This is a genomic window from Mangrovicoccus ximenensis (assembly GCF_003056725.1).
GTDB classification, from domain to species: Bacteria; Pseudomonadota; Alphaproteobacteria; order Rhodobacterales; family Rhodobacteraceae; genus Mangrovicoccus; species Mangrovicoccus ximenensis.
The window spans coordinates 375,994-399,524 of the sequence record NZ_QBKZ01000016.1; the positions used below are offsets into that span (position 1 = coordinate 375,994).

The 23,531-nt window shown below is 67.9% G+C and carries 21 protein-coding genes and 3 pseudogenes; 19 read left to right on the forward strand and 5 right to left on the reverse strand.

All coding sequences use genetic code 11. From position 1 onward, the window contains the following. Positions 1 to 1,334: 1,334 nt before the first annotated feature. The 14 genes from C7T91_RS36545 (at position 1,335) to C7T91_RS22175 (ending at position 16,204) form a co-directional block, all read left to right on the forward strand. On the forward strand, positions 1,335 to 1,766 hold the full coding sequence (locus tag C7T91_RS36545) for a hypothetical protein (RefSeq protein WP_236638408.1): 432 nt from the start codon (positions 1,335 to 1,337) through the stop codon (positions 1,764 to 1,766). 73 nt (positions 1,767 to 1,839) lie between these two features. Further along, a complete protein-coding gene (locus C7T91_RS36550; protein WP_236638409.1) occupies positions 1,840 to 2,091 on the forward strand; it encodes a putative sulfate exporter family transporter in 252 nt (83 codons plus the stop codon). A 68-nt stretch (positions 2,092 to 2,159) separates the two neighbouring features. Then, complete coding sequence (locus C7T91_RS22120; RefSeq protein ID WP_108261230.1) at positions 2,160 to 4,172, forward strand: molybdopterin-dependent oxidoreductase; 2,013 nt, start codon at positions 2,160 to 2,162, stop codon at positions 4,170 to 4,172. A 17-nt stretch (positions 4,173 to 4,189) separates the two neighbouring features. Next, positions 4,190 to 4,426 (forward strand): TOBE domain-containing protein, encoded by a 237-nt coding sequence (locus C7T91_RS22125; protein ID WP_108261232.1) that lies wholly within the window; start codon positions 4,190 to 4,192, stop codon positions 4,424 to 4,426. Positions 4,427 to 4,489: 63 nt separating this feature from the next. After that, the gene (locus C7T91_RS22130) at positions 4,490 to 5,887 is read left to right on the forward strand and encodes an extracellular solute-binding protein (RefSeq protein ID WP_108261234.1); all 1,398 of its coding nucleotides are present in this window, start codon (positions 4,490 to 4,492) and stop codon (positions 5,885 to 5,887) included. Between the two features lie 65 nt (positions 5,888 to 5,952). After that, complete coding sequence (locus C7T91_RS22135) at positions 5,953 to 6,882, forward strand: carbohydrate ABC transporter permease (protein WP_201742197.1); 930 nt, start codon at positions 5,953 to 5,955, stop codon at positions 6,880 to 6,882. 10 nt (positions 6,883 to 6,892) lie between these two features. Continuing rightward, positions 6,893 to 7,717 carry a carbohydrate ABC transporter permease gene (locus tag C7T91_RS22140; RefSeq protein ID WP_108261236.1) on the forward strand — a complete coding sequence of 275 codons (825 nt, stop codon included), beginning with the start codon at positions 6,893 to 6,895 and terminating at the stop codon, positions 7,715 to 7,717. Between the two features lie 3 nt (positions 7,718 to 7,720). Beyond that, a complete protein-coding gene (locus C7T91_RS22145) occupies positions 7,721 to 8,668 on the forward strand; it encodes an acetamidase/formamidase family protein (protein WP_108261238.1) in 948 nt (315 codons plus the stop codon). Between the two features lie 15 nt (positions 8,669 to 8,683). After that, entirely contained in the window at positions 8,684 to 10,159 is a 1,476-nt protein-coding gene (locus tag C7T91_RS22150) for an aldehyde dehydrogenase family protein (RefSeq protein ID WP_201742198.1), read from the forward strand. A gap of 1,499 nt (positions 10,160 to 11,658) precedes the next feature. Beyond that, on the forward strand, positions 11,659 to 12,861 hold the full coding sequence (locus C7T91_RS22155) for an amino acid ABC transporter substrate-binding protein (RefSeq protein ID WP_108261240.1): 1,203 nt from the start codon (positions 11,659 to 11,661) through the stop codon (positions 12,859 to 12,861). Positions 12,862 to 12,914: 53 nt separating this feature from the next. Then, complete coding sequence (locus tag C7T91_RS22160; protein ID WP_108261242.1) at positions 12,915 to 13,775, forward strand: branched-chain amino acid ABC transporter permease; 861 nt, start codon at positions 12,915 to 12,917, stop codon at positions 13,773 to 13,775. Continuing rightward, positions 13,775 to 14,743 (forward strand): branched-chain amino acid ABC transporter permease, encoded by a 969-nt coding sequence (locus tag C7T91_RS22165; protein ID WP_201742199.1) that lies wholly within the window; start codon positions 13,775 to 13,777, stop codon positions 14,741 to 14,743. The genes C7T91_RS22160 and C7T91_RS22165 overlap by 1 nt, the downstream gene beginning before the upstream one ends. Continuing rightward, positions 14,740 to 15,495, forward strand: coding sequence for an ABC transporter ATP-binding protein (locus C7T91_RS22170; protein ID WP_108261244.1), 756 nt, complete (start codon positions 14,740 to 14,742; stop codon positions 15,493 to 15,495). The genes C7T91_RS22165 and C7T91_RS22170 overlap by 4 nt, the downstream gene beginning before the upstream one ends. Next, positions 15,488 to 16,204: an ABC transporter ATP-binding protein gene (locus C7T91_RS22175; RefSeq protein WP_108261246.1), complete on the forward strand. Its 717-nt coding sequence runs from the start codon at positions 15,488 to 15,490 to the stop codon at positions 16,202 to 16,204. The genes C7T91_RS22170 and C7T91_RS22175 overlap by 8 nt, the downstream gene beginning before the upstream one ends. 30 nt (positions 16,205 to 16,234) lie before the next feature. On the opposite strand, the gene C7T91_RS22180 is transcribed toward C7T91_RS22175, so the two are convergent. Further along, positions 16,235 to 16,771 (reverse strand): MarR family winged helix-turn-helix transcriptional regulator, encoded by a 537-nt coding sequence (locus C7T91_RS22180; protein WP_201742200.1) that lies wholly within the window; start codon positions 16,769 to 16,771, stop codon positions 16,235 to 16,237. Positions 16,772 to 16,957: 186 nt separating this feature from the next. Between C7T91_RS22180 and C7T91_RS22185 the strand changes: the two are divergent. Continuing rightward, positions 16,958 to 17,488, forward strand: a pseudogene (locus tag C7T91_RS22185) (SulP family inorganic anion transporter); the annotation flags it as partial. Between the two features lie 120 nt (positions 17,489 to 17,608). Here the strand turns inward: C7T91_RS22185 and C7T91_RS22190 are convergent. From C7T91_RS22190 to C7T91_RS39845, 4 genes and pseudogenes are all read right to left on the reverse strand, one after another. Next, a complete protein-coding gene (locus C7T91_RS22190; protein ID WP_108261248.1) occupies positions 17,609 to 18,022 on the reverse strand; it encodes an ATP-binding cassette domain-containing protein in 414 nt (137 codons plus the stop codon). A gap of 142 nt (positions 18,023 to 18,164) precedes the next feature. Then, positions 18,165 to 19,382 (reverse strand): MFS transporter, encoded by a 1,218-nt coding sequence (locus tag C7T91_RS22200; RefSeq protein WP_108261250.1) that lies wholly within the window; start codon positions 19,380 to 19,382, stop codon positions 18,165 to 18,167. 30 nt (positions 19,383 to 19,412) lie between these two features. Further along, a pseudogene (locus C7T91_RS22205) lies at positions 19,413 to 19,778 on the reverse strand (cobyrinate a,c-diamide synthase); the annotation flags it as partial. A 3-nt stretch (positions 19,779 to 19,781) separates the two neighbouring features. Next, positions 19,782 to 19,946 (reverse strand): annotated as a pseudogene (locus C7T91_RS39845) (GntR family transcriptional regulator); the annotation flags it as partial. A gap of 268 nt (positions 19,947 to 20,214) precedes the next feature. Here C7T91_RS39845 and C7T91_RS22210 point away from each other — a divergent pair. The 4 genes from C7T91_RS22210 (at position 20,215) to C7T91_RS22225 (ending at position 23,399) form a co-directional block, all read left to right on the forward strand. Continuing rightward, a complete protein-coding gene (locus C7T91_RS22210) occupies positions 20,215 to 20,697 on the forward strand; it encodes an MSMEG_0572/Sll0783 family nitrogen starvation response protein (RefSeq protein ID WP_108261254.1) in 483 nt (160 codons plus the stop codon). Between the two features lie 92 nt (positions 20,698 to 20,789). Further along, the gene (locus C7T91_RS22215) at positions 20,790 to 21,752 is read left to right on the forward strand and encodes a Nit6803 family nitrilase (protein WP_108261256.1); all 963 of its coding nucleotides are present in this window, start codon (positions 20,790 to 20,792) and stop codon (positions 21,750 to 21,752) included. Beyond that, positions 21,745 to 22,857 (forward strand): MSMEG_0568 family radical SAM protein, encoded by a 1,113-nt coding sequence (locus C7T91_RS22220; protein ID WP_108261258.1) that lies wholly within the window; start codon positions 21,745 to 21,747, stop codon positions 22,855 to 22,857. Before C7T91_RS22215 ends, C7T91_RS22220 begins: the two co-directional genes overlap by 8 nt. Continuing rightward, a complete protein-coding gene (locus C7T91_RS22225) occupies positions 22,854 to 23,399 on the forward strand; it encodes an MSMEG_0567/Sll0786 family nitrogen starvation N-acetyltransferase (RefSeq protein ID WP_108261260.1) in 546 nt (181 codons plus the stop codon). The genes C7T91_RS22220 and C7T91_RS22225 overlap by 4 nt, the downstream gene beginning before the upstream one ends. The last annotated feature ends 132 nt before the right edge of the window (positions 23,400 to 23,531 follow it).

The window sequence follows — 23,531 nt, forward strand, 5'->3', positions numbered from 1 at the left end:
CGTCGATCCATTCCACCGCCATGAACCGACCGCGGGCATCGAGATGGATCGGCCGCACGGTGTCCGGCACTGCCGCTGCCATCGCTGCCAGCGCGCGGTACTCGCCGATGTTGCGCAGCCGCGATTGGTGCGCCTTGATGGCGATGTCGCGCCCCTGCGCATCCGTTGCCTGCAGGATCACCCGGCCGCGCCCGCCCTTGCGGCCGACATGGCGGCCGACGCGGAAGCTCCAGCCCTCGGCATCGCCCGGCTGCTGGCGGACCCAGCGGCCCATGGCCTCCACCAGCGCGTCAGGCAGGGCGGAAAGCGGGGCGAAATTCTCGGGAAGCGCGGCTCGGGTCATCCGGCCAAAATAGCATCCGGCACCGCAAGGGCAACATGGCGCGCGCCCCGTGCCTGTGCGCTGGCGCAGCCCCTGCCCTGCCGCGATCGCGCAGGCCTCTCCCGGAACGCGAAGGGCCCCGCGCTTGCGGGGCCCTTGCTGTGCCTCGCCGGACACGCGGCCGCACGCCTCCGCCCAGTCGTGGACGCGGCGCAGGACGCGGCGCAGGTAGCCGCGCTCGCGCTCGCTGCGGATGTCGCTGTCGATCACGGCAGCATAGAGATCCGCCAGCTCTCCCGCCTCCGCATGCTGCGGGTCGAACCCGCCCGCCACGGCAGAGAAGCGCAGCGCCACGGCGTGGTGGTAGCGCTGGACGGAGGGGGCCTTGATCCCGCGGCCGAGCTCCGCGAGATACCAGTCGCGCAGCAGGAGGCAGGCAGGCGTCCACCAGCTGCCGTCGGCAGCCTCCAGGCGCTGCGCCAGGAGGGCGCCCGGATTGCGGCCGGGCTCAGCGGACAGATCCGTGCCAATGTCAGGCGTCATGCTGGCGAGAACCCGGTTCAGCGCGGCAAAGGACAGGCTGGCCTGCGGGTCGTCCTCCGGCGCCCCGTCAGGCCCAGGGCCGGGCGCCGCTGCCAGTACTGGAAGCGGCACCGCGTCCGGCACCAGGTCCGGGACGGACCCGAACGCGGCGGACCAGCTTTCGGGCGTGGGAGAGAAGCTCGGCTGGCGTCCCCGGGCGACCGAAATCGCGGCCCGGTCCATGGCCGGGGCCGTCAGCTCGAGTTCGGCCAGCGCGCCGTCGATCAGCACGGTCAATGCCAGCGGCGTCGAGCCGAACCCAAGACCCCGTGCGATCAGGCCGGAAATCCCGGCCAGGCTGCCGGCGGCGTCGCGCAGGTCCGCGAAATCCCCGGCGTCCGGGCCGGCCTCGGTCCAGGCGGCGATCGCCGCAAGGCTGTCCGGGTCCACGAACCAGCGGCGCAGCGCATACGCCGAGATCGGCCGCGACGTGCATCCGCGCACGCTGCTCGACGAGATGCTGCGGCTCGGCCTTGCCGAGGCTCCGGGCGAGGAGGTCCGCCTGCTGGCCGGCAGCCTGGTGCCGAGCCGCGACTCCGCGATGCTGACCGGCTATTATGCCGCCAATCTGGGCGACCATGCCGAGGCGGCGGCGGCCAACCTGCTGGCGGCGCCGGAGCCGGGGCCGTTCTTCGAGCGGGCGGTGCATTACAACAAGCTGTCGCAAGCGTCGCTCGACGCGCTGGAACGGCTGGCGCGGGACCGGCAGCTGGCGCTGCTGACCGAACTCAATGCCGAGGCGCTGCGGCTTCAGCGCCGGGATGCCGGGCAGGGCGGCCCGGCGGGGCGGATCAGGATCGGCGCCTTCGTCTACCGCGAGGAGGCGGAAGATGAAGGCGCCCGGGGGGAGGAACGGACATGACGGCCGCTATCGGAGTCCCGGGAGGCCGCCTGGCGCGCGCCGCCCTGATCGGCATGGCCGCGGCGGCGCCGCCGTGCCGGTGCCGTGGTTCGTCTTCGGCTTCCTCGCCATGGCCGTGCTGAACTCCGTCCTGCCCCTGCCCGATCCGGCCCGCGACGCCGCGGCCGCCGCGACCAGCTTCCTCCTGGCCATGGCCCTGGCCGCGATGGGACTGGAGACCGATATCCGCAAGCTCCGCCGCGCCGGGCTGCGGCCGCTGGCGCTCGGCTTCCTCGCATGGATCTTCATCTCCGCGGCCGGCCTGGCATTGGTCCTCGTCCTCTGATCCGCCGGAACGCTTGACCGGAGGCCGCGCCGGTGGGAGGGCATGGAAGCGCAGACAGGACAGCCGAGATGACCGAGATTCCCTTCCGCCCCCATTCCAGCCACTGGGGCACCTTCCATGCAAGGCAGACCCCGGAGGGCCTGGAGATCCGGCCCTTCGAAGGCGATCCCGATCCCTCGCCGATCCTCGCCAACATCCCCGCCGCGCTGACCCATCCGGCGCGGCTCACCCAGCCGCTGATCCGCCGCGGCTGGCTGGAGCGCGGCCCCGGCCCCGATCCGATGCGCGGGCGCGAGGAGTTCGTGGCAGTGCCCTGGGACGAGGCGCTCGACATCGCCGCTGCCGAGATGATGCGTCTGGGCGCGGGGCCGGACCTGCCCGAGACGGTCCCCGGGGCTCATGTCTTCGGCGGCTCCTACGGCTGGTCCTCGGCGGGGCGGTTCCACCATGCGCAGAGCCAGGTCCACCGCTTCCTCAACACCGCCTTCGGCGGCTACGTCGCCTCGGTCGACACCTATTCCTCGGCGGCCGGCTCGGTGATCCTGTCGATGACTTGGGGCCATCCGATCTCGATGATGATGGAACAGCCCTTCTGGCAGGACATCGCGGAGGAGACCGAGCTGCTGATCGCCTTCGGCGGCATGCCGGTGCGCAACCTCGCGGTCAGTCCGGGCGGCAACAGCCAGCATGTCGCGCGCCCCTCGCTGAAGGCCGCCGCCGCGCGCGGCTGCCGCTTCGTTTCGGTCAGCCCGATCGCCGACGACATGGACGAGCTGCCCGGCCTGACCCGGATCGCGCCGCGCCCGGGAACCGACGTGGCGCTGATGCTGGCCATGGCGCAGGTGCTGGCCGCCGAGGGCCTGGCCGACCGGGCCTATCTCGACCGCTGCACGACCGGCTATGACCGCTTTCTCGCCTATCTGGACGGGACGGCGGACGGCACCGCCAAGACGCCGGACTGGGCGGCGGCAATCACCGGCATCCCGGCAGGGACGATCCGCGACCTCTCCCGCAGTGCCGCCGCCCGCCGTACCCATATCTCGGTCGCCTACGCGCTGCAGCGCGCGCGCAACGGCGAACAGCCGGTCTGGGCAGCGATGGTGCTGGCGGCGATGCTGGGCCAGAACGCCAGGCGCGGCGGCGGGTTTTCCTACGGGCTCGCCTCGATCGGCAATGTCGGCAAGCCGAAGCTTGCCGTGCCGCTGCCGACCCTGCCGCAGGGCGAGAACCGGTCTGGCGACTTCATCCCGGTGGCCCGCATCGCCGAGCTGCTGCAGAACCCCGGCAAGAGCTACACCTACAAGGGCGAGACCCGCGACTATGCCGACATCCGGCTGGTCTACTGGGCGGGCGGCAACCCGTTCCACCATCACCAGCATCTGGACAACATGCGCGCCGCCTTCTCCCGGCCGGACACGGTGATCGTGCATGACAGCGTCGGCACCGCCTCGGCCCGCCATGCCGACATCGTCTTCCCGGTCACGGTGACGCCCGAACGCGCCGATATCGGCGCCTCGGCCAACGACCCGTTCCTGATCCCGATGCCGCAGCTGGCCGAACCGATCGCCGGGCCGCGCCATGACTATGACGTGTTCTCCGCACTGTCGGAGCGGCTCGGCTGCGCCGATGCCTTCACCGAAGGGCGCAGCGCGGAGGAGTGGCAGGCATGGATGTATGCCCGCACCCGCACGGCGCTGGCCGAGCGCCAGCTGCCTGCACCGGACTTCGCGGAGTTCATGGAGGGCGGCATCCTCGAGCTGCCGGTCACCGACGCGCCGTCGCGGCTGGCGCTGTTCCATGCCGATCCGGACGCCCATCCGCTGGAGACCCCGAGCGGAAAGATGGAGATCTACTGCGAGGCCGTCGAGGCCGCGGGCCTGCCGGGCCACCCGGCCTGGATGCCGCCCGAGGAATGGCTGGGCGCCGATCTGGCTGCGGTGCATCCCTTCCAGCTGGTCGCCAACCAGCCGCGGGGCAAGCTGCACAGCCAGCTCGATTTCGGCGCGGCCTCGATGGCCACGAAGCGCGGCGGGCGCGAGGTGGCGCGGATGAACCCCGCCGACGGCTGGCGGCGCGGCTGAAGCCCGGCCCGCGCGGCGTGGTCCTGGGGGTGCGGCCTTCGGCGATGACGGTCGGCGGCTCGGATGCGGGGCTGCGCGTCTATGCCTGGGAACCCTTCGGCAAGCACGCGATCATCACCGCCACGCTCGCCGGCACGATGCTGCGGCTCAAGACGCCGCGGCTCGACCGGTTCGAGGCCAACCAGGAGATCGCCGTCGGCATCGATCCCGAAGGGATCGTGCTCTTCGACGGGAACACGCGGAGGGCGATCTGATGACGGCCCCGCAGGACAACGAGAAAAAACAAGACGTCCAACAGGAACAGGGAAAATCCAGCCATGACTGCGACACTGCACCGACGCAAAGCCGCCCTTGCGGCGGGACTGAGTGCCCTGGCACTTGCCGCCGCCGGACAGGCCTCGGCCTGGAGCTATGAGGAAGCCGCCAAGCCGTACCAGGGGGTGGAGATCACCATCCTCGACGAGGTCACGCCGCTGCAGGAGCAGTTCGCCGGGATCGTCCCGCAATTCGAGGAACTGACCGGCATCAAGGTCAACTACCAGCTGCTGAACCATTTCGAGGTGATCAACCGCGGCCAGGCCGACATGCTGTCGGGGCGCGGCGAATACGACGCGGTGATGGCGCACAGCCTGCAGGTCGGGCTCCTGATGGATGCCGGCGTGCTGCTGCCGATCGACGGCTATCTCGGCGATGCGGCGCTGACCGATCCGGAATTCGGCCAGGACGACCTGATCGACCCGGCCTTCACGAGCCTCGCCTTCCAGGGCGGCCAGCAGTATTCGTTCCTCAACTGGAACTACAACATGGTCTACTGGGCGCGCGGCGACCTGCTGTCCGACCCGGGCGAGATGGCGGCCTTCGAGGATGCCTACGGCTATCCGCTGGCCCCGGCCGAAACCTTCGCCCAGCTGCGCGACATCGCCGAGTTCTTCACACGCGCCGCGGGCGAGACGCTGGCCGGCGAGACGCTCGGCAGCCCGTTCTACGGCATCGTCATGGAGGGCATGAACGGCGGCGGCACCTATGTGCCGGTCTGGCAGGTCTTCATCAAGAATGCCGGCAACGACATCTTCGACGCGGAGGGGCACCCGACCTTCGACAGCCCGGCCGTGGTCAAGGGGCTCGAGACCTGGGGCGACCTGTGGCAGTTCTCGCCGCCCGGCCAGGCGGAATATTCGCTGATCGACGTGCCGACCGTCATGGGCAACGGCATCGCCGCCCAGTCGATCGCCTATTCCGATTTCGTGCTCGGCATCGACCGAGAGGGGTCCTCGGCGCTGCACGGCAAGTTCGTCTACGGCCCGACCCCGGTCTATGGCGAGGAGGACGAGTACCACGCGGCGGGCGAACCCTCGGGCTATTTCATCTCGAAGCATTCGGAGAACCCCGAGGCGACGTATCTCTTCCTGCAATGGGCCGCCGAGAAGAAGACCCAGGCCGACCTGCTGGCCTCGGGCGTCGGCGTGCCGGTGCGCGACAGCTCCTGGGCGGAGCTGATGTCGGAGGGCAACCAGCTCAACGGCCTCTATGACGCGATGAAGGCCAGCCTCGAAGGCATCGAGGCCACCCCGAAGGCGCCGCGCTGGTTCCAGATCTCGGACGTGATGAACCGGATCTTCCAGCAGGTCGGCCTCGGCCAGATGACCGCCGAAGAGGCCGCCGCCGCGCTGCAATCCGAAGTCACCGCGATCTGCGATCCCTGCCTGCTGCAGTGATCCCCTGATCCCCGGACGGCGCGTCCCCGCGCCGTCGCCTTCCGTCCCATGCCCGGCAGGGAGCCATGACCGAGATTTCCGCCCCATCCGCCGCCGCCGCGGTGCCGACCGATGACGGCTATCACCGCGAAAGCCGCTGGTATCCCTATGCGCTGATCGCGCCGACCATGCTGACGCTGGCGGTCGTGGCGCTTGTGCCCTTCCTCTACATGGGCTGGATCAGCCTGCACGAGGCCCGCTACGGCCAGGTCGGCGCCTTTGCCGGGCTGGAGAACTTCCGCAAGCTCCTGTCGGATGCGCGGTTCTGGAACTCGATGTCGGTCTCGGCGCTGTTCGTCGTCATCGCGGTGCCGATCGAATTCATGCTGGGGCTGATCGGCGCGCTGGTGCTGTCGCAGAAGATCAGGTTCCGCTCGGTGCTGATCCCGTTCCTCTTCATCCCCTCGATGATGGCGCCGATCATCGTCGGGCTGGTGTGGAAGACCATGCTGGCGGGCAGCTGGGGCTTCTTCAGCTACAACATCCTCGAACGCTTCGGCATCCTCGAGGGCGCCTCGGTCTTCGCCTCGCCGGATCTGGCGCTCTACGGGCTGATCTTCGTCGACATCTGGGAATGGACGCCCTTCATGGTGCTGACCTTCTTCGCCGGCATGCAGGCGCTGCCCGCCAACCCGTTCTGGGCGGCGCAGGTCGACGGCGCGAACCCGGTGCAGATCTTCTTCCGCCTGACCCTGCCGATGCTGGCGCCGCTGCTGGTCGTGATCGGGCTGATCCGCACCATCGACGCCTTCAAGGTCTATGACACGATCTACATCCTGACGAATGGGGGGCCCGGCATCACCACCGAGAGCCTGTCGGTGCTGGGCTACAAATACACCTTCGATTTCTGGGAGATCGGCACCGCCTCGGCGCTGGCCGTGGTGATCTGGCTGGTCTTCTTCGTCTTCTGCAACGTCTTCTACCAGATCGCCAAGCGGCGGCTGAACGTGTTCTGAGAGGCGCCCCATGCACAAGTCCCGCGCCAACAGCCTGATCTTCACCACGCTCTCGATCGCCTATGCGGCACTGATCCTGTTTCCGGTCTTCTGGATGTGGAGCTATGCCTTCAAATCCGAGTCCGAGATGTTCGCCCGCCCGACGGTCTGGCTGTTCACGCCGACCTTCGAGCATTTCGGCTACATGATCGAGAACGGCTACCACCATTACCTGGTGAATTCGCTGATCGTCTCCGGCGCCTCGACGGCGCTGGTCGTGCTGATCGGCACGCCCGCCGCCTATGCCTTCGCCCGCTACCGGGACATGAAGTTCCGCGACGACCTGTTCCTTTTCGTGCTGGCGACAAGGATGGCGCCGCCGGTCTGCCTGGTCATTCCCTACTACCTGATCTACGCGAAATTCGACCTGCTCGACACCTATCTGGGCCTCGTCATCGCCTATCTGACCTTCAATCTCAGCTTCTATGTCTGGGTGCTGTCGAGCTTCTGCCGCGACCTGCCGCTGGAGCTGGAGGAGGCCGCGCGGGTCGAGGGCTATTCCCGCGCCCAGGCCTTCGTGAAGGTGCTGCTGCCGCTCCTGCGTCCGGGGATCACCGCGACCGCCGTGCTGTGCTTCATCTTCGCCTGGAACGAATTCATGTACGCCTTCCTGCTCGGCGGGCAGACCGTGAAGACGCTGCCCGTGGGCATCCCCTCGCTCATCACCACGCAAGGGGTGCGCTGGGGCGAGATGGCGATCATCGGCATGGTCGGCACGCTGCCGGTGATGGTGGTGGTCTTCTTCCTGCAGAAACACATCGTCCGCGGCCTGACCATGGGCGCGGTGAAAGGCTGAGCCATGGCGCATCACTTCCTTCCCGCCACGCCGGAAACCGTCGCCTGGGGCAGCTTCGACGCCGCCCGCCCGGCCGTGCTGGCCATCGACAGCGGCGACACCGTCACCTTCGACACGCTGTCGGGCGAGCCCGAGGACATGCCGCCCGAAGGCGAAGGCTGGGAAATCCTGCCGGGGCATCTGGACGTTCACGCGCAATGCCCGCGCGGCCGCGGCCCGCATTTCCTGACCGGCCCGGTATGGGTGAACGGAGCGGAGCCCGGCGACGTGCTGGAGGTCCGCATCCTCGCCTGCGATCTGCGCGCCAGCTGGGGCTGGAACGTGGTCGAGCCGCTTCTGGGGACCTTGCCCGAGGACTTCCCCGAGCGGCGGCTCCTGCACATGCCGATCGATCTGGAAGCCAAGACGGTGAAGACCAGCTGGGGCAAGACCCTGCCGCTCGACCCGTTCTTCGGCATTCTCGGCGTCGCGCCCCCGGCCTCTTACGGCAGGATCAGCACAGCCGAGCCGCGCGAGCATGGCGGCAACATGGACAACAAGGAGCTGAAAGCGGGCGTCACGCTCTACCTGCCGGTCTGGAACGAAGGCGCGCTCTTCTCCGTCGGCGACGGCCATGGCGTGCAGGGCGATGGCGAAGTCTGCCTGACCGCGCTGGAGACCTGCATGACCGGCAGCTTCGAGTTCCATCTGCGCAAGGACCTGAGCCTCGGCCTGCCGCGCGCGGAACACGCCGACTGGCTGATGACCATGGCCTTCGATCCCGATCTCGATGATGCGGCGAAGACGGCGCTCAGACTGATGATCGACTGGCTCGAAGCCGATCACGCGATGCACCGGGGCGATGCCTACACGCTCTGCTCGCTGGCCGCCGACATGCGGGTCACGCAGCTCGTGGACGGCAACAAGGGCATTCACGGCATCCTGCCGAAATCGGCTTTGGGACGCGACTGACACGAGGGAAGAACCATGAACCCGCAGAGCTATGACGAGATCGACGGGCTGAAGCACTACAAGCTCTTCATCGACGGTGGGTGGCGCGCCTCTTCGCGCAACGCGCTTCTCGATTGCATCAACCCCGCGAATGGCGAGGTCTTCGCCCGCTGCTACCAGGCAGGAACGGCCGAGATCGACGACGCGATCGCCTCCTCGGACCGTGCGGCGAAGGAGTGGGGCGCGACGCTGGTTGCCGACCGCGAGATCATGCTCGGCCGCATCTCCGAGGTGATCGCCGACCGCACCAAGGAGATCCAGGAGCTTCTGATCGAGGAATGCGGCTCGGTCTACGGCAAGGCGCTGTGGGAGATCGAATACGTCCAGGACTGCATCCGTGCGGCAGCGGGCGACGTCCGCCATGTAATGGGCGAGACGATGCCGATGACCATGCCGGGCCAGATCGGCATGTCCGTGCGCCGCCCGCTTGGCGTCATCGCCGGGATCGCGCCCTTCAACTCGCCCTTCCTGCTGTCGATGAAGAAGATCGTCTATGCGATTGCCGCCGGGAACAGCTTCATCCTGAAGCCCTCCGAGGAAACCCCCGTGTCGGGCGCGGTGATGGCCGATCTCTGCGCCGAGGCGGGGCTGCCTGCCGGCGTGCTGAACGTCATTCCGGGCGTGCCGGCCGAGGTCGGCGACCGTCTGATGGCGGATCCGCGGGTCAAGATGGTGACCTTCACCGGATCGACCAGGACGGGGCGGCACCTTGCGGTCGAGGCGGCGAAGAACCTGAAGAAATTCACGCTGGAGATGGGCGGGAAAAGCCCGCTCGTCGTGCTGAAGGATGCCGATATCGACTATGCCGTCGATGCCGCTGCCTGGGGCGTCTTCCTGCATCAGGGTCAAGTTTGCATGGCGAATTCCAAGGTGATCGTCGAGAAGGAGATCTTCGAGACCTTCCGCGACAAGTTCGTGGCGAAGACCAAGGGCATAAAGGTCGGCGATCCGCGCGACCCGGAGACCGTGATCGGCCCGCTGATCCGCGCGCGGCAATGCGAGTTCATCGACGGCCATATCGGCGATGCCACCGAGAAGGGCGCGACCGTGCTGACCGGCGCCACCCATGACGGGCGCACCTATGTGCCCACCGTGCTGGAAGGCGTGACGCCCGAGATGCGGATCTATCACGAGGAAACCTTCGGCCCGGTCGTCTCTCTGATCGCCGCCGAGGACAGCGAGGACGCGCTCCGGATCGCCAATGACACCAGCTACGGCCTGTCGGCGGCGGTGATCACCAACGACATGCAGAAGGCGATGGATTTCTCGATGCGCATGGAGGCGGGCATGGTCCATGTCAACGACTGCACCATCTCCGACGAGCCGCATGTCCCTTTCGGCGGCATCAAGAATTCCGGTTTCGGCCGCGAGGGCGGGCGCTACTCGATGGAGGAGCTGACCGAGGTGAAATGGGTCACGATCCAGATGGGCAAGCGCGAATTTTCCTTCTGACCTTGGAAGCTGGCGGCGGGGCAGGTGCCTTGCCGCCAGCTTGCCATGGCCCGGCATGGCGGCGGCTGGCATCCGGCGGCCGGGTCGCGAGGGGCGCGCGCAGATCGCTTGCCGGGAGAGGCTCGGGCGCGTTCCGATGACGCGCCGCTGCATGGCCTCGATGCTCCCGAAGATGTGCATCTCCCTGTCCCGGATAGCCTTTGGGGCTCCGCCAAGTCTGGCGCGCGCATGGCCGAATGCACTGTGCCCGGACCAGGTCGGACGGCGAGTTCACGCCGAAAACCTTGGCCCAGTCCCGAGGTCTGCCTGCATTGGCGCAGGCGGCGGCGCAAATGACTCGCTGATGCTCCGACTGTAGCCTCCTTCGAGCGAGCGGGCCTTGCCGGGGCGAGTGGCTGCCTCACCGGAACGGGAGCTGTCCTTCGAAAGCCCGCGGCGCAGGCTGGCCGGAACCCGGTCGCTGCCGGTCGGGACTGATCCAAGGTGCCAGCCGGATACGCGAATTTGGCAGCAGTTTGATGTTGCGAACACTGGGTCCTTTGCTCAATCCCGGGTCACCCAAGGCTATGGCTGTCACGCTGGGCCGCAGAGCTTTTCCACATGAAACGCTCATGGCCGCCTTGCTGTCGCTAACGTTTCCGATTCCGATCCTGGTCGGCGTCTGCCTCTGTCTGCACAGCAGCGATGCGAACCCAGTTGGCCTCATGGTCGGCGTCGTCACCGTTTCCGCGGTAACGGCCATCCCCTTGATGTGCTGCGCTTCGCTGAGGCTCAACGCCGCTACCCTCGCCAGGGAAAGGGCCTATTCAGACGCGCCGGAGCAACGGATGCACAAACCGCTCGAGGGGCCGGTCCTGCTGCGGCGTTCCATCGTCACGGGCTCGGTAAAATCACGCGTCCTTGGATCTTCCCGAGTTGCATCGGTCTTGGCTTGGAGTTCGCACTCATGTCTTGTCCGGCGGGCAGCAGCGCATTCCTTTTCCTCCATGTCCTGATCGGCGCGGCGCTCGCCGTTCAAGCGATCATCGTGGCAAATCTCCTTCGATAGGCGGCGGCTTGCTGCGCCCGTCCGAAGAAGAGGCGCATCGGGATGAATGGCTGGTCCTGCCTGCAAATCGAACAGGCGGAAGCCTTGGCGTGAATTGGGCGTGCTTCGAGTCCGGCTTGACCGCCACCGCAAATCCGGATCATGCGCCAGGCCGGGTCAGCCCGGCTGCTGGCTGTGGCATTGGGCTTGAGCGTCCGGATTGCTGCCGCGGCGCGTCCGCCTGGGCAGGGGCGCGGAACGCCGTTTCGGGCCGGACCGAATTCGCAGCTTGCTGACGAATCCGACACTCTTCCGGATCGGCGATGAAAGATTATCCAAATCTGCATCTATTCCTGCCGGATGCCATCCGGCATTCGGGTAGGAGGTATACTGACGATATGGTGGCCGCATGAAGCGCCGCCGGAGCACGGAGAACCGCCGGACAAGGCGCAGCCAACGAGGAGACGCGAAGATGACCCCGACCAAACGCATCACTGCACTTTCGGCGGCGCTGGCCGCGGCGGCGCTCGGCACGGCGGCCTCGGCCGAGGACGTGATCAAGATCGGCGCGCCGCTGGCGCTGACCGGCGGGCTGGCCGACGAGGGCCACAAGCAGGAACTGGTCTGGAAGATGTGGACCGACAAGGTGAACGCGGCGGGCGGCATCGATGTCGGCGGCACCAAGATGAAGGTCGAGATCGTCGAATACGACTACCAGACCGACGGCAAGCGGGCAGGCCAGCTGGCCGAGAAGCTGATCAACGACGACGAGGTCGACGTTCTGATGGCGCCCTTCGGCTCGGGCCACACCAAGATCGTCGCCGCCGTGGCGGAACGCTACCAGATCCCGCTGGTCGCCTGCGTGTCCTCCTCGGTCTCGGTCTATGACCAGGGCTTCAAGTACCTGTTCGGCACGCTGGCGCCGAATACCGGCATGACCGAGGCGATGGTCGCCGAGTTCAAGGCGAAGATGCCCGAGCTGGGCACCGTGGCGATCTACGGCCGCGACGACGTCTTCCCGAAATCCATGGCGACCGCGACCTCGGACTCGGCCAAGTCGGGCGGGCTCGAAGTCGTCTATGACGAGCTCTACCCGGTCGGCGCCATCGACCATTCGGCCGCGCTCTCGACCATCAAGTCGCTGGAGCCGGACTGGATCTACATGACCGGCTATACCCAGGACCTGATCCTCGGCCGCAAGCAGATGCAGGATCTGGGCATCGAGGCGCCGATCATCACCATGGTCACGGGGCCGGCCTACAAGGAGTTCACCGAGGGCCTGGGCGAGCTGGCCGACGGCGTGACCAGCTCCACCTGGTGGCACCATGCGGCGGGCTACACCGATGTGGCGGGCGCCTGGTCCTCCACCGATGCCTTCTACCAGGACTTCCTCGAGGCGTCGGACGGCGAGGATCCGGACTATGTCCACGGCTCCTGCGCCGCGGCGCTCGACGTGGTGGCGGATGCGGCGGGCCGCGCGGGCACGCTCGAGCCGGCGGCAATGCGCGACGCGCTGGCCGCGACCGATCTGGAGACCTTCTACGGCCCGATCAAGTTCGGCGGCAACGGCATGAACCAGGGCCGCGAGATGCCGATCATCCAGGTGCAGGGCGGGGGCATCAAGATCCTCTATCCCGCGAACATCGCCGATGCCGAAATGACGCTTCTCGACTGACGGCCGCCGATCCCCGGCCGGACCGGCCGGGGACCTTGCAAGGAAAGAACCTCATGGGTTTCGAGCAGATACTGGCCAACGGCATCGTGCTGGGCACGCTCTATGCCTGCATCGCCATCGGCTTTTCGCTGGTCTGGGGCGTGCTGAACGTCATCAACATGCTGCACGGGTCGTTCATCGTGCTCGGCGGCTACCTCACCTATTTCGCCTGGGCATATACGGGCGTCAGCCCGGTGCTGGTGCTGCCCGTCGTGGCGGCGCTCCTGTTCGGGCTCGGCTACGGGCTGCAGTACCTCTTCATCAACAAGGTCGTCTCGGCACCGGTGCTGACCACGCTGACCCTGACCTTCGGGCTCGACATGATCCTCTACAACCTGATGACGGTGTATTTCACCGCCACGCCGCGCCGGGTGTCGATGGAATTCGGACGGGTCGAGTTTCTCGGTGTCGTCATGCCCGTCGACCGGCTGATCGGCATGGGCCTCGCGCTGGCGCTGACCGCGCTGCTCTTCGTGGTGCTCAGGACGTCGCGCATCGGCCGTGCCATCGTCGCCGTGCGGATGGACCGCGAGGCGGCGGCGCTGATGGGGATCAAGGTGAACCACATCTACGCCGTGACCTTCGGCATCGCCGCTTTGATGGCCGGTGCTGCCGGGTCGGTCTTCGCCATGGTCTTTCCGGTGACGACGAACCTCTCGGGCGTGTTCCTCGGCAAGGCCTTCGTGATCTGCGTCATCGGCGGGCTCGGCGGCGTGTCGGGCGCGCTTGTCGGCGGTCTCGCGCTCGGCATCATCGAAAGCTTCGCCGGCGTGCTGATCGGGCCGCAGAACGCGATCACCATCGGCTTCGTGCTGATGCTGGTCTTGCTGATCGTGCGGCCCCAAGGTCTCGTCGGCGTGAAAGGATACGAATGATGGCCAAGAAATCTCCCTGGCCGCTGATCGCCATGGCGCTCTGGGTGGCGGCGCTGGCGCTGGCGCCGGTGACCTTGGGCAATTACGAGGTGCGCATCGCCATCTCGATCGCCATGTTCACCGCGCTGGCGCTGAGCTGGAACATCATCGGCGGTTTCACCGGCTATCCGTCCTTCGCCACGGCGGCCTTCTACGGCATCGGCTGCTATGTCGGCGCGCTGGCGCAGCGCGCGGGCGTTCCCGCCGCGCTGGCCTGGCTCGCCGCGGCCGCCTTCGTGGGCGGCGTCTCCTTCGTGCTCGGTGCCATCGTGCTCCGGCTCAAGGGCCATTACTTCGCCATTGGCTCGATCGCGCTGGTCGACATCTCGCGGCTCGTCGTGTCGTCCTGGGGCGAGGTGACGGGCGGCGGCAACGGGCTGAACGTGCCGCTGCTCGAGGGCCGTCCGCCCGAGGTGTCGGCGCTGGTGCTCCATGTCATGCTGGGCATCGTCGTGCTGGCCTTCCTGGCCAACGTTCTGACCGACCGGTCGCGGCTCGGCTTCGGGCTGCGCTGCATCGAGCAGAACGAGGATGCCGCCGACATGGTCGGCATCGACACCACCCGCTACAAGATCGCGGCCTTCGTGCTGTCGGCGATCTTCCCCGGCGCGGTGGGGGCGGTCTATGCCTCCTGGGTCGGCTATATCGACCCGACCGACAGCTTCGACATCCTGACCACCGTCAAGGTGCCGGTCATGGCGATGCTCGGTGGCGCGGGCACGCTCCTCGGTCCGGTCGTCGGCGCGGTCAGCTTCGTCCTGCTCGAGGAGCTGTTCTGGGCCAACTTCCTCGAATGGAACCGGGCGATCATGGGCGCCATCGTCGTCGCGCTGATCTTTTTCCTGCCGGGCGGCATCCTGAAGCTCGACTGGCGCGCGATCCTGCGCCGCCAGCCCCGCCGCAAAGCCGCCGAAAGGAAGGCCGGATGAGCATTCTCGAATTGCGGAACGTCTCGCGCGCCTTCGGCGGCATCAAGGCGGTGAACGACGTGTCCTTCACGCTCGAAGAGGGCGAAATCGTCGCGCTGATCGGGCCGAACGGCGCGGGCAAGACGACGCTGGTGAACGCCATCACCGGCGTCCACACCCCGACCGCCGGGACGGTGATCTTCGAAGGGCAGGACGTCACGAAGCAGAAGCCCTTCCAGGCGGCGCGCCGCGGGCTGGCGCGGACCTTCCAGATCGTCCAGCCCTTCCCGAAGATGACGGTTCTGGAAAACGTCGCGGCCTCGGCGCTCTTCGGCGGGCATCCCGAGAGCCTCGCCGAGGCGCATGACCATGCGGCGCGGGAGCTTGATTTCGTCGGGCTCGGCCATGTCGCGCAGTCGCCCGCGTCCTCGCTGACCCTGCCGAACCGCAAGCGGCTGGAGCTGGCGAAAAGCCTTGCCATGTCGCCCAAGGTGCTCCTGCTCGACGAGGTGAATGCCGGGCTGAACGCCACCGAGATCGACGGCGCGCTCGACCTGATCCGGCGGATCGCCGCGCGCGGCGTGTCGATCCTGATCATCGAGCACCTGATGAAGGTGGTGCTCAGCCTGTCCTCGCGCGTGCTGGTGCTGCATCATGGCGAGCTGATCGCCGAGGGGCCGCCGCAGGAGATGGTCCATGACCGCAAGGTGATCGAGGCCTATCTCGGCCCGAAATTCGCCGAGAGATTCCAGAAGGAGATGGCCGGTGCCTGAGACGATCCTCGAAATCGACGGGCTGGAGGCCGGCTACGGCGACGTGCAGGTCCTGTGGGACGTGTCGCTGCGGGTCGAGGCGGGCGCGATCACCTGCATCGTCGGCTCGAACGGCGCGGGCAAGACGACGCTGCTGCGCACCATCTCGGGGCTGATCGCGCCGCGCTCGGGCTCGATCCGGCTGGCCGGACAGGAGATCGGCGGGGCGGCGCCCGACACGATCCTCGGGGCCGGCGTGGCGCATGTGCCGGAGGGGCGGCGGCTCTTCAAGGGGCTGTCGGTCCGCGACAACCTGATGCTCGGCGCCTATCTGCGCCATGACAAGGCGCAGGTGGCGCGCGATCTCGACTTCGTCATGGAGACCTTCCCGATCCTGCGCGAACGCGCGGGCCAGGATGCGACCACCATGTCCGGCGGCGAGCAGCAAATGTGTGCCATCGGTCGGGGCATCATGTCGGCGCCGCGGCTCCTGATGATCGACGAGCTGAGCCTCGGCCTCGCGCCGCGGCTGGTCGAAAGCTTGAGCGAAGCATTGAAAGACGTGAACGGCACCGGGCTCAGCGTCCTCCTCGTGGAGCAGGACGTGCTGACCGCGCTGGACCTCGCGAGCCACGGTTTCGTCATCGAGACCGGCCGCGTGACCATGACCGGCCCGTCGGCGGTTCTGGCGGGCGATGCCCGCATCCGCGAGGCCTATATGGGGCTGTGATCCCGGCGGCCGGGCGCAGGCCCGGCCGTCTCAGAACGCCTTGCGCTCGAGATCGGGGAAGGCGTCGACGATCTTGCGCATCGCCTGCATCAGCTCGCGCCGCTCGTCCGGCCCGAGCGGTTCCAGCGTCCGCGTATGCGCCGCCGAGGCCGCCGCGTCGATCCGCTGGAGCAGGCTTTCGCCCACTTCGGTCAGGGTCGCGATCTTGGAGCGGCGGTCCTTCGGCGAGGTCCGCCGCCGGATCATCTTGCGCTTTTCCAGCCGCTGCATGACATCCGCCGTGCTGGTCCGGTCGAGCCCGACCGCGCGGGAAATCGCGATCTGTTCCGACGGACCCATCTGGCCGAGCGCGGTCAGAACCGAATACTGCACCGGGGTCAGGCCCTCGCTGGCGCATTCCTGCATGAAGAGCGCGGTATGGATCTGGTGCAGCCGCCGGATCAAAAAGCCGGGGCGGTCGCGCAGCCCGGTTTCCGCCCAGTCATTGTCGCAGGCCGCGCGCAGGAGCGCGGGGGTCTCGCCGCCCTCGTCCGGCGCCTCGGGCAGTCCTTGCATGTCTTCGGTCACGGGGAGCCTCCGCCTTTGTGCCTGCGCCGCAGGATATTCCGCAGCGCCGCCAGGATCAAACCGGTCAATCCGGGCGCCTGCGCCTTGCCTGGCGCCTCGCCGCTTGCGGCCGCCGCGACATTTGCCGCGAAATCCCCGAGCAGCCGGTCGGCGATGCCCTCGACGATGGCCGGGCGGCCGAGCTGGGCCAGCGTGGCCGACGGCATGACCGGGCGGCGGCACCGCTCGAACTGCGAGCTGGTGGCGCAGGGCGCGGCCAATCTCGGCTCGGCGCTGTTCGGCGGGTTCTGCGTGACCGGCACGATCGCGCGCACCGCGACCAATGTCCGCGCGGGCGCGCATGGTCCGGTGGCGGGGATGCTGCATGCGGTGTTCCTGCTGCTCTTCATCCTGCTCGCCGCGCCGCTGGCGGCCTATATCCCGCTGGCTGCGCTCGCCGGCGTTCTGGCGGTGGTGGCCTGGAACATGGTCGAGCGCCCGGCAATCGCGGTGCTGATCCGTTCGGGATCGGGCGAGGCCATGGTGCTGGGCGCGACCTTCTTCCTGACCATCTTCCGCGGGCTGACCGAGGCGATCGTCACCGGCGTGGCGCTCGGCTCGCTCCTCTTCATCCAGCGCATCGGCCGGATGACCGCGGTGGCCTCCGGCCTGCCGCTGGTGCCGCGCGACGAGCCCGACGGCGCCCATCCGCGCGGACCCTATGACGAGGCGGCGGCGGCCGAGCATTGGCATCCTTGCCGGGGGCGGCGTGGGCATCGCCCGCGCGGCCCTGCATGTAGTCGAAAAGCGCTGGCCCGAGCGCGGCGCGGGCCTCGGCGGCGAAGGGAAGGGACATGCTCAGCGCTCCGTCGCGGGCAGGGGCAGGGGATCGGGCAGGCGCTGCGGCAGGGGCGGCTCATGCGCCTCCTCCGCTTCCTGCCGCAGATAGGCGGCGAAGGTCTCGGTCTGCGGGTTGTCGAGGATCGAAGGCGGACCCTCTTCGACCAGCACCCCGTCCTTGAGGAAGACGATCCGGTCGGCAACGGTGCGGGCGAAGCCGACATCATGGGTCGAGATCACCATGGTCAGCCCGGTCTGGGCCAGATCGCGGATCGTGCCGTTGACCTCGCGCACCAGCTCCGGGTCGAGCGCCGAGGTCGGCTCGTCGAAGAGCAGCAGCTGGGGGCGGCAGGCCAGCGCCCGGGCGATGGCGACGCGCTGCTGCTGGCCGCCGGAGCTGGCCGGCTGGCGGGCCGGGCCGGTGCTGCGCATGGCGCGGGCAGAACCCGGCCGCGTGGCGGCGGGACGTCTGGAAATCTCGCCCTTCCGCCGCGACGTCTCGCTTCTGGCGCATCGCCTGCGGGGCTGGTGAGCCTCCCTCTCCCCTGAGGGGAGAGGGCCGGGGTGAGGGGCGTCAGGCCTCCTTCGGGCGCAGCGCCAGCCAGATCAGCGCGCCCCCTGCCAGCACCAGGAAGGGCGCCATCGCCATGTTCACCGCGCTCCAGCCCTCGGCCGGGTTGCCGCCGGTGCAGTTCATCAGCCCGCCCGAAGCCAGCGAGGCAAAGGTCACGCAGCCGAAGACCATCGCGTCGTTCATCCCCTGCACCAGCCCGCGCTCTTCCGCCGTGTGGTGCTGCGCCAGCATCGCGGTGGCGCCGATGAAGCCGAAATTCCAGCCGATCCCCAGAAGGATCAGCGCGGCGAAGAAATTCCCCAGCTCCACCCCCGAAAGCGCGGTGAACCCGGCGAGCGCAAGGATCGCCAGCCCCGCCGCCACGATCTTCTCGGCGCCGAAGCGGGCGATCAGATGGCCGGTGAAGAAGGACGGGATGAACATCGCCAGCACATGGCCGGTCACGATGTCCGAGGCGCTGTCCTGGGCATAGCCGCAGCCGACGACGGCGAGGGGCGTCGAGGTCATCACCAGGTTCATCAGCCCGTAGCTGACCATGCCGCAGATGACCGCCACCAGGATCTCGGGCGTGGCCAGCAGCTCGCGGACCGAGCGGCCCCGGCGCGGCCCGGCCGCGCGGGCGGCGGGCTTCGGCAGGTCGAGCAGGAAGAACAGCCCCATCCCGAGGATGTTGAGCGCCATCGCCACCATGTAGGTCCCGAGGAAGGGCACGAGGAAGAGGTCATGGGTGACCTTGACCATCTGCGGCCCGATCACCGCCGAGATCAGCCCGCCCGCCATGACATAGGAAATCGCCTTCGGCCGGAACGCCTCCGAGGCGCGGTCGGCAGCGGCGAAGCGGTAGAAACCCTGCGCCGACATGTACATGCCGGTGAAATACGACCCCAGGAGGAACAGCGGAAAGCTCGAGGTCACCAGCCCCGCCGCGCCGATCGCCGAGCCGACCAGCCCGCCCGCCGCGCCGATGAAGAACCCGGCCTGCCTCCCGCGGCGCTGCATCACCCGGCTGAGCCAGGGCGCCGTGGTCATCGAGCCGAACACGATCAGCGAGATCGGCAGCGTGGCGAGGCAGGCATTCGGCGCCAGCATCTGCCCGGCCAGCCCGCCGATCACGAAGATCATGGTGATCTGGCTGCCGAGCACCGCCATTGCCGCGACCAGCACCGCGACATTGCGTTTCGCACGGCGGTCATCGGTGAAATAGGCGGCATCGGTCATCGGGAAATCCTCGCAGGCGTCCCGCCGCACCTAGACCGGGGCGTTCACTTTGGGAACCCCCTGCGGCAGGGGTGCGATGACATGCGCAAAGGAGCCGGTCACGCTGCCCGCGCAGAGACCCATCGGCGGCAGGACGGTGCCTTCGGCATCCGCGGCGGCAAAGAGCGGCGCGCCGGCGGCGCTGACGGTCGTGGCATAGTGGAATTCATGCCCCGCCCAATGCCCGGCGAAGGGACCGCGCGCCGCGGCGAGGCTGCGATAGCCCAGATGCAGCCGCCGCGCGGCAAAGCTGGTTTCGAGACGCAGGAGCCCGGCCATCGCGTGGCGATGGCCTCCCGCATCGGTCAGGCCGTCGCCCAGCACCATGTAGCCGCCGCATTCGCCATGGATCGCCGTGCTGACCGTGGTGAAGTCGATGCCCAGCCGCTCGGCCAGCCGCCGCTGCGGCGGCAGGCGGTCCCCGGGCAGCAGCGCTCCGCTGCGGATGTCTGCGGCGATCGCTTCGGCAATCGCCAGGTAGCGCGGCCTGCCGCTGCCGGCGATGTGGGGGGTCCAGTCTGTCATGGCTTGTCCTAGCGCAGCATGTGACAGGATTGAAGCGGATTGTATGTATGGAATATTGATTCACATCAATGTTCGAATATTACCGGAAAAGATCACCGCCCCAGATTCACTTTAGCTATATTATTTCTCAATTCAGCTCAGAATTCGCGCGAATATCAACCATATCGAGGGTTCTCGTGAAAATATTGTATGTATATTGCACTGATGTTTGATTGCGGTCATTTTGCAGGTCACCACGATGCAAGGACATCAAGCCAAGGAGATCGCGATGCCCGCAGTTACCAAGGAAGCGCACAAGGACGGGGATTTCTTCGTCAATTACGAGGAAAAGGTCTTCGAAGACGTCAAGGCGGACGAGGGCGAGAAGGCACTGGTGACCTTTCATACGGTCGCCTTCGAAGGCTCGATCGGCCTGGTGAACATCCTCAACGCCATCCGGCTGAACCGCAAAGGCTACGAGACCTCGATCCTGCTCTACGGCCCGGGCGTGACGCTGGGCATCCAGCGCGGCTTCCCGACGCTCGGCGACGAGGCCTTCCCCGGCCACCAGAATTTCGCGGTCAACCTGAAGAAGTTCATGGGAGAGGGCGGAAAGGTCTATGCCTGCCGCTTCGCGCTGCAGGCGCTCTATGGCCATGGCGAGCCGTCGCTGCTGCCGGGCATCGTCCCGATCGCGCCGCAGGACGTGCTTGACTGCATCCTGCTGCACAAGAAGGCAGATGCCGTGATCCTCGACACCTGGACGGTGTGACCCGCCAGCCGCCGGGGAGACCGCACCCGGTCTCCCCGGACCCCTCTGGTACGCGACGCACCGCTGCCGCTCCCTGTCAGGAGGCCCCGCCCATGAGAACCGACACGATCCGCGCTGCCGCGGTCCAGATCGCCCCCGACCTCTCGGGGCGCGCAGGCACGATCGAGCGCGTGCTGAATGCCATTGCCGACGCGGCGGGCAAGGGCGCGCGCTTCATCGTCTTCCCCGAGACCTTCGTGCCCTACTACCCGTATTTCTCCTTCGTGCTGCCGCCCGTCCAGCAGGGCGCCCCGCATCTGGAGCTGATGAAGGAGGCCGTCGCCATTCCCTCGCCGGAGATGGCGGCGGTGGCCGGAGCGGCGCGCAAGCATGGGGCGGTGGTGGTGCTTGGCGTGAACGAGCGCGACCACGGATCGCTCTACAACACCCAGCTCGTCTTCGACGCCGACGGCACGCTCGCGCTCAAGCGCCGCAAGATCACCCCGACCTATCACGAACGCATGGTCTGGGGGCAGGGCGACGGCGCCGGGCTGAGGGTCGTGGAAACTGCCGTCGGCCGGGTCGGCGCGCTGGCCTGCTGGGAGCATTACAACCCGCTCGCCCGCTACGCACTGATGGCCCAGCACGAGGAAATCCATGCCGGGCACTATCCGGGCAGCCTGGTCGGCGACATCTTCCGCGACCAGATCGAGGTGACGATGCGCCACCACGCGCTGGAGGCGGGCTGCTTCGTCGTCAATTCCACCGGCTGGCTGACCGAGGCGCAGATCGCGCAGATCCATCCCGATCCGGCCCTGCAGACGGCAATGCGCTCGGGCTGCATGACCTGCATCATCTCGCCCGAAGGCCGCCACCTGGCGCCTCCGCTGACGGAGAGCGAAGGCATGGTGATCGCGGACATGGACATGAAGCTCATCGCCAAGCGCAAGCGGATGATGGACTCGGCCGGCCATTACGCGCGGCCGGAACTCCTGAGCCTCCTGCACGATGCCCGCCCAGCCCTGACCCGCCATGTGACCGAGGCCCCCGGAGAGGAGGAAGCCCAAGATGCCTGAGACCGGCCGCTCCGCCCTGATCAACGACCTGCAGACCCGCGGCATGCGCCTCGCCGATCCGCGCGCCGGGCATGAAAGCCGCCGCGGCGGCGCAGGGCCCTCGGACCACAAGGCGGTGACGCTCGGCGACGTGACCGTGATGGTTCCGGTCCATACCGCGCCCGCCTTCGACAGCCCGTATCTGGTCGAGCCGCCCGGCCCGGACGGCCGGGGCCGCGTCACCCGCGACGGCGCGGAAGTGGCGCGGATCAGCTTCCCGGCGCGGCCGCATTTCTACGACCTGACCACCAGCGACGGCGTGGCAATGAACAGGATCGCGGTGCTGCATTCGAAGGACGTGCTGGCCACGACCGTGCTGCAGACCTGCATCCGCTACGAGAGCCGGAAGAAGACCTGCCAATTCTGCTCGATCGGCCAGTCGCTGGCGGCCGGGCGGACCGTCGCGCACAAGACGCCGCAGCAGCTCGCCGAGGTGGCCAAGGCCGCCGTCGAGTTCGACGGGGTCACGCATATGGTGCTGACCACCGGCACGCCGAAGGGGCCGGACCGCGGCGCAGCCGTGCTCTGCGACAGTGCCCGGGCGATCAAGGCAGCGGTCGACCTGCCGATACAGGCGCAATGCGAGCCGCCCGAGGACGACATCTGGCACGAGCGGATGCGCGCGGCCGGGGTCGACGCGCTGGGGATGCATCTGGAGGCGGTGACGCAGGAGGTGCGCGAACGCATCATGCCGGGCAAGGCCTCCGTACCGCTGGAGAAATACTTCTCCAGCTTCGAAGCCGCCGTGAAGGTCTTCGGCCGCGGCCAGGTCTCGACCTATATCCTCGCCGGGCTCGGCGACAGCGCCGAAGCGATCCTGGCGATGAGCGAAAAACTCTGCGCCATGGGCGTCTATCCCTTCGTCGTGCCCTTCGTGCCGATCTCGGGCACGCCCCTGGAAAGCCATCCGGCGCCGACATCCGCGTTCATGGCCTCGATCCTGCGGCCGCTCGGGGCGATGGTCACAGCCTCCGGCATGCGCTCCTCCGAAATCAAGGCTGGCTGCGGCAAATGCGGGGCCTGCTCGGCGCTCTCCACCTACGAAAAGCTGAAAGTGCCGGCATGATCTTTCCCGAACCGCGCGAGTTCCAGGCGCCGGGCTACTATATCCGCGCCGCCTCCGCCCGCTGGGAGGCGAAGGGCGCCGCCGATCTGCGCCACCGCGTCTTCGTCGGCGAACAGGGCATCTTCGCGGTGCATGACCGCGACGAGACCGACCTGATCGCCACCCATCTGGTGGCGCTCTCCACTTACGCCCACGAGGCTGACCAGGTGGTGGGCACGGTGCGCATCCACGAGGAGCAGCCCGGCCTCTGGTGGGGCTCGCGCCTCGCCGTCGACCGCGGTTTCCGCCATGTCGGGAGGCTCGGCGCCGAGCTGATCCGGCTGGCCGTCTCCACCGCAAATGCCCGCGGCTGCCACAGCTTCCGCGCACATGTGCAGGCGCAGAACGTGGTGCTGTTCCGGAGGCTGCGCTGGGACGTGACCGACGAGCTTTCGATCCACGGCCACCCCCATGCGCTGATGGAGGCGCGGCTGGACCATTACCCGCCCTGCGCCGATCCGGTGGCGGGCTGGTACCACCGGCCGCGGCGGGCCGCGGCATGAGCTCCGGCACCGATGCGGACCTCGCCGGGCTGGCGGAGGCGCGGCCAGGTGGACCACGCCGATGATCGGCTTCTTGCTGTCGAACAGGCGGCCGAGCGCGCTCGGCTTCGGGGGCATGACGATCGGTGCAGT

Coding starts and splice junctions, on each gene's coding strand:
- C7T91_RS22120 (WP_108261230.1), top strand. CDS start 2,160: ATGACCGAGATTCCCTTCCGCCCCCATTCCAGCCACTGGGGCACCTTC.
- C7T91_RS22130 (WP_108261234.1), top strand. CDS start 4,490: ATGACTGCGACACTGCACCGACGCAAAGCCGCCCTTGCGGCGGGACTG.
- C7T91_RS22135 (WP_201742197.1), top strand. CDS start 5,953: ATGACCGAGATTTCCGCCCCATCCGCCGCCGCCGCGGTGCCGACCGAT.
- C7T91_RS22140 (WP_108261236.1), top strand. CDS start 6,893: ATGCACAAGTCCCGCGCCAACAGCCTGATCTTCACCACGCTCTCGATC.
- C7T91_RS22145 (WP_108261238.1), top strand. CDS start 7,721: ATGGCGCATCACTTCCTTCCCGCCACGCCGGAAACCGTCGCCTGGGGC.
- C7T91_RS22150 (WP_201742198.1), top strand. CDS start 8,684: ATGAACCCGCAGAGCTATGACGAGATCGACGGGCTGAAGCACTACAAG.
- C7T91_RS22155 (WP_108261240.1), top strand. CDS start 11,659: ATGACCCCGACCAAACGCATCACTGCACTTTCGGCGGCGCTGGCCGCG.
- C7T91_RS22160 (WP_108261242.1), top strand. CDS start 12,915: ATGGGTTTCGAGCAGATACTGGCCAACGGCATCGTGCTGGGCACGCTC.
- C7T91_RS22165 (WP_201742199.1), top strand. CDS start 13,775: ATGGCCAAGAAATCTCCCTGGCCGCTGATCGCCATGGCGCTCTGGGTG.
- C7T91_RS22170 (WP_108261244.1), top strand. CDS start 14,740: ATGAGCATTCTCGAATTGCGGAACGTCTCGCGCGCCTTCGGCGGCATC.
- C7T91_RS22190 (WP_108261248.1), bottom strand. CDS start 18,022: ATGCGCAGCACCGGCCCGGCCCGCCAGCCGGCCAGCTCCGGCGGCCAG.
- C7T91_RS22200 (WP_108261250.1), bottom strand. CDS start 19,382: ATGACCGATGCCGCCTATTTCACCGATGACCGCCGTGCGAAACGCAAT.
- C7T91_RS22210 (WP_108261254.1), top strand. CDS start 20,215: ATGCCCGCAGTTACCAAGGAAGCGCACAAGGACGGGGATTTCTTCGTC.
- C7T91_RS22215 (WP_108261256.1), top strand. CDS start 20,790: ATGAGAACCGACACGATCCGCGCTGCCGCGGTCCAGATCGCCCCCGAC.
- C7T91_RS22220 (WP_108261258.1), top strand. CDS start 21,745: ATGCCTGAGACCGGCCGCTCCGCCCTGATCAACGACCTGCAGACCCGC.
- C7T91_RS22225 (WP_108261260.1), top strand. CDS start 22,854: ATGATCTTTCCCGAACCGCGCGAGTTCCAGGCGCCGGGCTACTATATC.